Below are 7,520 nucleotides of genomic sequence, written 5' to 3' on the forward strand. Positions count from 1 at the left end.
ACGCAAGCCGAAGGCGGCTCTGGCTGCAGCACCGACCGAAGCCGCTCCAGTTCCCAAGAAGCGCGGACGCAAGCCGAAGGCGGCTCTGGCTGCAGCACCGACCGAAGCCGCTCCAGCCCCCAAAAAGCGCGGACGCAAGCCGAAGGCGGCTCTGGCTGCAGCACCGACCGAAGCCGCTCCAGTTCCCAAGAAGCGCGGACGCAAGCCGAAGGCGGCTCTGGCTGCAGCACCGTCAGTTGCTGTATCCACCGGTTTTTCCGGTTCAGTCAATCTGACCAATCTCGATCTCGAGTTGATCAACCGGGTGCTCAATATGAGTATCGACGACAAACTCGCGCTGATCAAGCGACTTTCCTGATCGGACACAAGGGAGCCCGTCCGGTGTTCCCTGGCGGGCTCCTTTGAAGATTGGGTTTGAGGCAGGTTAGAATAGGCTGCAGACGGTAGGGCAGAAATGCCTGCTGTCCAATTGGCGTTTTTGACGCCGGTCACACTATACTAACCGGGCGACTCTATATTATATTTGTCTATCAGGTTAGGTGCAGTCCGTCGAGTGTCTCGGACCGCGACAACGTTTCGTTAGAAAGTCCCCAAAGTGTGCGGAATCATAGGTTATGTAGGCCATCGTAGCGCCACTCCCATTCTCGTCAATGGCTTGAAGAGAATGGAGTATCGCGGATACGACTCGGCCGGCATTGCGGTCGTCAACAACGGCTCAATGCAGATTACCAAGGTGGGCGGAAAGATCTCGGGGTTGGTCGAGCGCATCAACGGCTCCATGAGCGAGGGGTCTATCGGCATCGGTCATACCCGTTGGGCAACTCACGGCGAGCCCAATGAGATCAACGCGCATCCTCATACCGACTGCACCGGTCGTATCGTCTTGATTCATAACGGCATCATTGAGAACTACTACACCCTGAAGACCGGTCTGGCAGCCAAAGGGCACATCTTCAAGACGGATACCGACAGCGAAGTTCTCGCCCATCTGATCGAGGAGTTGGACGAGGGCGACATCGAGCAAGCCGTCCGGCGCGCGTTGTCGCAGGTCAAAGGGACTTACGGCATCGTCGTCCTCTCGCACGACGAACCGGACCGCCTGATCGCGGCTCGACTCGGCTCACCACTCGTGCTCGGCATCGGCACGGGTGAGAATTTCATCGCCTCAGACCTTGCTGCGGTGGTCGATCATACCCGCAACGTGATCTTCCTCGACGACGGCGAATTCTCGGTCGTCACCAAAGACGGAATAGCCAACACTACGCTGGCACATGAGCCGCTCGACAAGCGCGTAGATAAGATCTTTTTCGACATTCAGGAGATCGAAAAGGGCGGCTATCCGCACTTTATGTTGAAGGAGATTGCCGAGCAGCCCAATTCGCTCACCGACTCGCTGCGCGGCCGGGTCATCGAAGCCGAAGGCAACGCCAAGTTGGGCGGATTGGTCAATTTCGAGTCCCAACTTGCAGCGACGAAACGGATCATCATTCTCGGTTGTGGGACGTCGTGGCATGCCGGGTTAATCGGCGAGTATCTGATTGAGGAACTGGCCGGTATTCCGGTCGAAGTGGAGTATGCCTCCGAGTTCCGCTACCGGAACCCGATCGTTGAACGAGGTACCATCGCCCTTGCTATCAGTCAATCGGGCGAGACGATCGATACTCTGGCGGCGATGCGCGAAGCCAGGGCTCGCGGCGCGTTAGCCTTGGGCGTCTGTAATGTCGTAGGGTCAACGATTGCGCGGGAGTCCGACGGAGGAGTCTATATCCACGCCGGGCCGGAGATCGGTGTTGCCTCAACCAAAGCCTTCACTTCACAGGTAGCAGTGCTTACGCTCCTGGCGCTCAAACTTGGTCGGAATCGGAAGTTATCGCTTGAGCGTGGTCGGGAAATCGTTCACGGGCTGATCGAACTTCCGCAAAAGGTTCGTCAGGTGCTCGCTTCATCAGACCAAATCCTTGAACTTGCCCGGAAGTTTGCCGATTCGACCAATGCTCTCTATCTCTCGCGTGGGATTAACTACCCGGTAGCCCTTGAAGGCGCGTTGAAGTTGAAGGAAATCTCCTACATTCATGCCGAGGGCTATCCAGCCGCCGAGATGAAGCACGGCCCTATCGCGCTGATAGATGAGAATATGCCGGTGATCTTCATCGCGACTAACGGCGCCATCTATGATAAGGTGCTCAGCAACATTGAGGAGGTAAGGGCGCGCAAGGGTGTCATCATTGCGGTCGTCAACGAAGGCGATGATGTGATTCGACGGCATGCTCACCACATGATTGAGATTCCGCGGACCGACTCGATATTGAGCCCGATCCTCGCCGTGATCCCGCTCCAGTTACTCGCTTATCATATGGCCGTTCTGCGGGGCTGCAATATCGATCAGCCGCGCAATCTGGCCAAAAGCGTCACCGTCGAGTAACGCTTAGTTTGTCCGGGCGACGTTCATTCGAGGCGGCGCCAGGCGTCGTTGTAGGTGGCGCGGCACCGTTACTTGTTGCCGGACCGTGCGTAATCGAAGGCGAGGCAATGATCTTAAGGCATGCCGAGAGGCTGGCCGAAATGGCCCGCGCTGCCGGCATGCCTTTTCTTTTCAAGTCGTCCTACGACAAAGCCAATCGAACTTCGCGAGGTTCTTTTCGAGGACCGGGTCTCGACGAGGGACTGCGTATCCTCGAAAAGGCGCAGCATGAAGCAGGGGTGGCGGTCCTGACCGATGTCCACACTGTCGAAGAAGCCCGAACTGCCGGTGAGGTCATCGATGTTCTCCAGATACCGGCTTTCCTCTGCCGCCAGACTGACTTGCTCGAAGCCGTAGCGAAGACCGGACGGTGCGTCAATGTCAAGAAAGGTCAGTTCCTCGCGCCGGATGACATGCCATATATCATCGATAAGGTAACCGGTTCCGGCGGAACCCGCCTGATGTTAACCGAACGCGGCACAACCTTCGGGTACCATCGCCTGGTAGTCGATTACACCGGATTGGTGCAGATGGCCGGCTATGGCTGGCCGGTTGTCTTTGATGCCACGCACTCAGTGCAGTCGCCGGGAGGTGCGAGCGGCCGAACAGGCGGCGACCGGCAAATGGCACCTTTTCTGGCCTATGCTGCTGCAGCGGTGGGGGTCGATGGGCTCTTTGTCGAAGTTCACGAGTCGCCCGATCAAGCGCCGTCCGACGGCCCTAATATGCTGACTCTCGATGAACTTCCCGCGATGCTGGCGAAGTTCTGCGACCTTCGACGGATTGGATCCGGCAACATCGTCTGACACCCTATCGCACTACCATTTCGGCCTGTCGTCTATTATCTTGGAGGGCGGACTTTTGGTCTGCCCTTTTCCTTTCATTGGACCGACTCCAGTAGTGAACCATCACCCCGAAGCCTATGCCCCGAACAGATAAACCGCGCGGTCTCGGACGCGGTCTTTCGGCGCTGCTTCCGGAAGCCGATGCAACGCACGATACCGACCTGCGCCTCATACCGGTGGGCGAAATCCACCCCAACCCGGAGCAGCCTCGCAGGGCGTTAGATCCGGTAGAACTGGAGGAACTGGCCGCGTCCATTAGGGCAAGCGGCATCCTTCAGCCACTCGTTGTGACCAGATACGGTGGAAATGGTTTTCAACTGGTTGCCGGAGAGCGACGTTGGCGGGCAGCACAGATTGCCGGACTTGGTGATGTGCCATGTCGAGTCATCGAAGTCGATTCTGACGAGACGTTGCTGGCCTTATCGCTCATCGAGAACTTGCAACGGGAAGATCTGGGCCCCCTCGAAACTGCAGCGGGCTATAAGCGTTTGCACGACCAATTCGGCTTGACACAAGAGCAGATTGCCACCAGGGTCGGGCGCAACCGGGCGACGGTGGCCAATTCTATCCGCCTCCTCGAACTAACGGAGCCGATTCAGGCTTCTCTTGCCGACGGCCGGATTAGCGTCGGCCATGCCAAAGTCCTCCTCGGCCTCGAAGGCAATGCTCGCCGCAGTGCGCTTTGGAAGAAGATCCTCGATGGAGCGCTTTCAGTCCGACAAACTGAGGCGGAAGCGAAATCTCAACTTGACCGGCCTGGACTACCCCCCAAGCGCTTGCGCAAGGTTACTCTTCCGCCCTACCACCAGGAGGCTGTCGAACAGCTCCGTCAAGCGCTCGGGACACGCGTCGAAATCAGTCGCCGCGGCGAGAAAGGCAGCATCCGCATCGAATACTACTCCGACGACGACCTTGAGCGACTGGTCGAATTGATTCTTCCTCCGGAAAGTCGTTAACATGGGTGACAGACCTGTTACTGACGACCAAATGGATTTGGTAACTTTCCCGTGTCGTTAAGCGTCATATCGGTCCGCTCCCGCCGCGAGGAGAAGGCCTTTCTCCAATTTCCGTTTCAACTTTACAGGCGAGAGCCAGCCTTCGTCCCGCCCCTCTTGGACGATCTGCGGAGACTATTCGATCCGGCGCGCAATCCCTTTTACGGCCATGCGGTCATAGAGATGTTTCTGGCGCTCTGGAATGGGAATATCGTCGGCCGGATTGCTGCGGTGGTCGATCACAACTACATCGAAGCGCGACGCGAACTGGTCGGGTCGTTGGGTTACTTCGTCGCAGTGAACGACCTCGACGTAGCGCACGCTCTTTTCAACAGCGCTTCGCACTGGCTAAGGAAGCGCGACATCCGCAAGATGCTTGGACCATTCAGTCCGTCGCTCAACGACGAACGCGGCGTCCTGATAGACAACTTCGACCGCCCCCCGCTGCTTGGTTTGCCTTGGAATCCCCCTTACTATCAAGCCCTCTATGAGAATTCCGTATTCCATAAGGTATTGGATTTGGCAAGTTACACCACCAGCCTTGCAGACCTCACTGCGAGTATCCCGTCAGGCTCAAGTGAAAGTCATCATAAACACAATATTACGATTCGACGCCTCAATGTGAAGAGAGTTCCGGGGGAGTGGGAAACGTTGCGCGAGACCTATGAGCATTCCCGTGCGGGACGGTGGGATGCCGTGCCACGTTCGGCGATGGAGTTCAAAGCCGCAGCCAAGATACGTCGCCTGGTCGAGCCGGGACTATCGTTCATCGCCGAGCAGAATGGGGTTGGCATCGGCGTCTTGTTAGCCAGTCCCGATCTAAATGTCGCTTTGCATCGGGTCAGACGACGCGGCTTTCCTTTCGGGATGCTGAATATGGTATGGCAAAGGCGCAAGGTCCGCCGAATCCGAATCGAGTATCTAGGAGTTGTCGAAGAATGGCGGCGGCGGGGAGTCGGTCGAGCGTTATTGGCGGGTTTGGTTGAGGAAGGTCGGAAACGAAACTTCACCGAGATTGCAACCGCGGGCATTGCGGATTACGACCAGGCGGCTTTGCATCTCCTATCCAAGGCTGGCGCGACGTCGATCGGTACCTATCGAATCTATGAACGGGATGTCTGATGGCTCTTGCTAACCTGCATTCTTCTTCCTCGCGCTCTTTCTGACCGGCGCGGCGGCGTCGGTCTGAATATACCAATAAGCCCGGTCGAACCACTCCCAAGCCTCAAGATAGTCCTCTGTATCGGGTAGTGAGATCACCGTCCAGGTTCCCATCGGCCTCTCCCCCATCGGCGCAAAGGGCGTCCAGCCATCCTGCTTCAACGCTTCGTTGTAGTCATCGCAAGACAACTTGAGCAGCGCCCCGTCTTCGTAAAGACAACAAAAGTACCTCCCGCTCCACTGAAAAGACGGACAGCCGAAGATCATCCCCCGCTTGACGTCCGGATAGGCTCGAAAGCGGTCGATTAGGAAGTCAAGCAGGTCGTCCCGAAAATTCATTCCGCGCCCCTTAGGTCTTGAGTTTTTTCTTGCGCGCCCCAGGGAAGAGGACGTTGTTAAGGATCAGCCGGTAGCCCGGGCTGTTGCGGTGGAGGTCGAGCGTCGTCGGTGGGTCGCCGATTAAGTGCCGGTAGTCTTCGGGATCGTGCCCGCCGAAGAAGGTGAACATCCCTTGTCCGCAGTTGCCGTGGAGATACTTCACTTCATCCTGCCCATCATACTCCCCCATCACAATGATCTCTTTTTTCACCAATGACTTGCGAAAAGACGTCGTCTGTCCCATGAAGCCCTTCACCACCGCCGTGTGATTCTGGGTCAGCATCGTCGGAACGGGATCATACTTGGCGCTGAATTCGAAGAGTGAGAAGTAGTCGTTCGCTTCAGTCCGGCGGGCAACCGCCTCCTCAGTCATATCGATGTCTGAGAATTTATAGACCCGTGGATTTGGAATCAAGGTGAAGTTCTCGAAAGCCAGACACTGGCTGAAGTCGAGTTTCTTCTGAAAGCCAGTCTCGGGGGGCGAACCATCGAAAACCTGATCGACGACATCGACGCTACCCGCCGCCAGCGCTATGTCATAGGTATCGGTGCCGGAGCACATCGCAAACAGAAACCCGCCGTTCGTTACATATCCTTTGATGTCGCGGGCAACGCTCTTCTTCAAGGCGCTCACCGACGGATAACCATACTTGACCGCTCGAGCCTCCTCCTCGACCTTGCGCTGCTGATACCAGGCGGCATTCTGGTAGGCGCCAAGAAACTTCCCCAACTGCCCGGTGAAGTCCTCGTGATGCAAATGGAGCCAGTCGTATTCGCCGAGCCGGCCGGTCAGCACTTCGTCATCGAACAACTGGTCGAATGGAATCTCCGCATAATTGAGGACCAACATTACAGCGTCGTCCCAAGGGTCTAATCCTTGTGGTGCATAGACCGCTACCCGGGGAGCCTTCTCCAGAAGAACGACCTCCATATTGGCGCCCTCGATCGTGGCGTAGATCGCTGCAGCGGCGCTGCCGTCGAGCGGTTCCGAGCGCACTCCGCGCAAACGGCAGAGCCGTTCGAGCGGTTCGTAATAGTCACATAGGAACGACCCGCCGCGATAGTTGAGCAGCCACTCCGCTTTCCCGCCCTGCTTGATCGTCCAATAGACCGCACCATACGCCTTGAGGTGATCGGTCTGCGACAGATCCATCGGGATCAATAACTTCGATGCGGCAAGAAGGGTGTTCGACAGGAGCAGGATGAAGAAAGCCACACTCCGAATGCGCAAACATGCCGGAGTGGCTATTTCCACTTGATCGAGCATCCAATCGGCTGCGTGGCGGGCGTGGTTATGGAATCTGGCTTGCCGGCAAGAAGGCTCGCAAGGGCGTCGCGCAGGTAGTGATGCCGGACGTCGGCAAAGTAGTCGGTGTTGTCATCGACCGCACCCCGATAGACGAGGCGATACCCGGCATCGAAGAGGAAGACATGGGGCGTCGTCTTTGCACCGAATTGCACTGCCGACACTTGCGATTCGTCGAAAAGGTAGGGGAAGGGGTAGGACTTCTCGCGTGACCGTCGCTGCATCGACGGGAAATCGTCCATTGGATACTTAGTCGTGTCATTGACCGAGATCAGGTAGAATGCAACGTCGCGCGGCATGAATTCCCGTCCCAGTGCGATCACTCGCTCCTCGTTCTTGATCACATAGGGGCAGTGATTGCACCAGAAGATGAC

At 57.1% G+C, this 7,520-nt stretch carries 7 protein-coding genes and 1 pseudogene; 5 read left to right on the top strand and 3 right to left on the bottom strand.

Going from position 1 to position 7,520, the window contains the following annotated elements:
* The 5 genes and pseudogenes from FJY67_10330 (at nt 1) to FJY67_10350 (ending at nt 5,423) form a co-directional block, all read left to right on the top strand.
* Nucleotides 1-226, top strand: a pseudogene (locus tag FJY67_10330) (transcriptional regulator).
* Between the two features lie 369 nt (nt 227-595).
* The gene (gene glmS / locus FJY67_10335; GenBank protein MBM3329847.1) at nt 596-2,422 is read left to right on the top strand and encodes a glutamine--fructose-6-phosphate transaminase (isomerizing); all 1,827 of its coding nucleotides are present in this window, start codon (nt 596-598) and stop codon (nt 2,420-2,422) included.
* 8 nt (nt 2,423-2,430) lie between these two features.
* Nucleotides 2,431-3,267, top strand: coding sequence for a 3-deoxy-8-phosphooctulonate synthase (locus tag FJY67_10340; GenBank protein MBM3329848.1), 837 nt, complete (start codon nt 2,431-2,433; stop codon nt 3,265-3,267).
* Between the two features lie 116 nt (nt 3,268-3,383).
* Nucleotides 3,384-4,262, top strand: coding sequence for a ParB/RepB/Spo0J family partition protein (locus tag FJY67_10345; protein MBM3329849.1), 879 nt, complete (start codon nt 3,384-3,386; stop codon nt 4,260-4,262).
* Between the two features lie 51 nt (nt 4,263-4,313).
* Nucleotides 4,314-5,423, top strand: a complete 1,110-nt coding sequence (locus FJY67_10350) for a GNAT family N-acetyltransferase (protein ID MBM3329850.1) — start codon at nt 4,314-4,316, stop codon at nt 5,421-5,423.
* A 9-nt stretch (nt 5,424-5,432) separates the two neighbouring features.
* Here FJY67_10350 and FJY67_10355 read toward each other — a convergent pair whose 3' ends face one another.
* From FJY67_10355 to FJY67_10365, 3 genes are all read right to left on the bottom strand, one after another.
* Nucleotides 5,433-5,801, bottom strand: a complete 369-nt coding sequence (locus FJY67_10355; protein ID MBM3329851.1) for a hypothetical protein — start codon at nt 5,799-5,801, stop codon at nt 5,433-5,435.
* 10 nt (nt 5,802-5,811) lie between these two features.
* The gene (locus tag FJY67_10360) at nt 5,812-7,065 is read right to left on the bottom strand and encodes an asparagine synthetase B (protein MBM3329852.1); all 1,254 of its coding nucleotides are present in this window, start codon (nt 7,063-7,065) and stop codon (nt 5,812-5,814) included.
* Nucleotides 7,066-7,085: 20 nt separating this feature from the next.
* Nucleotides 7,086-7,520 (bottom strand): thioredoxin family protein (locus FJY67_10365; GenBank protein MBM3329853.1); only part of this gene is annotated, 435 nt, incomplete at its 5' end.

This window comes from Calditrichota bacterium, assembly GCA_016867835.1.
Classification (GTDB): Bacteria; Electryoneota; AABM5-125-24; order Hatepunaeales; family Hatepunaeaceae; genus VGIQ01.

Coding starts and splice junctions, on each gene's coding strand:
- FJY67_10345 (MBM3329849.1), top strand. CDS start 3,384: ATGCCCCGAACAGATAAACCGCGCGGTCTCGGACGCGGTCTTTCGGCG.
- FJY67_10355 (MBM3329851.1), bottom strand. CDS start 5,801: ATGAATTTTCGGGACGACCTGCTTGACTTCCTAATCGACCGCTTTCGA.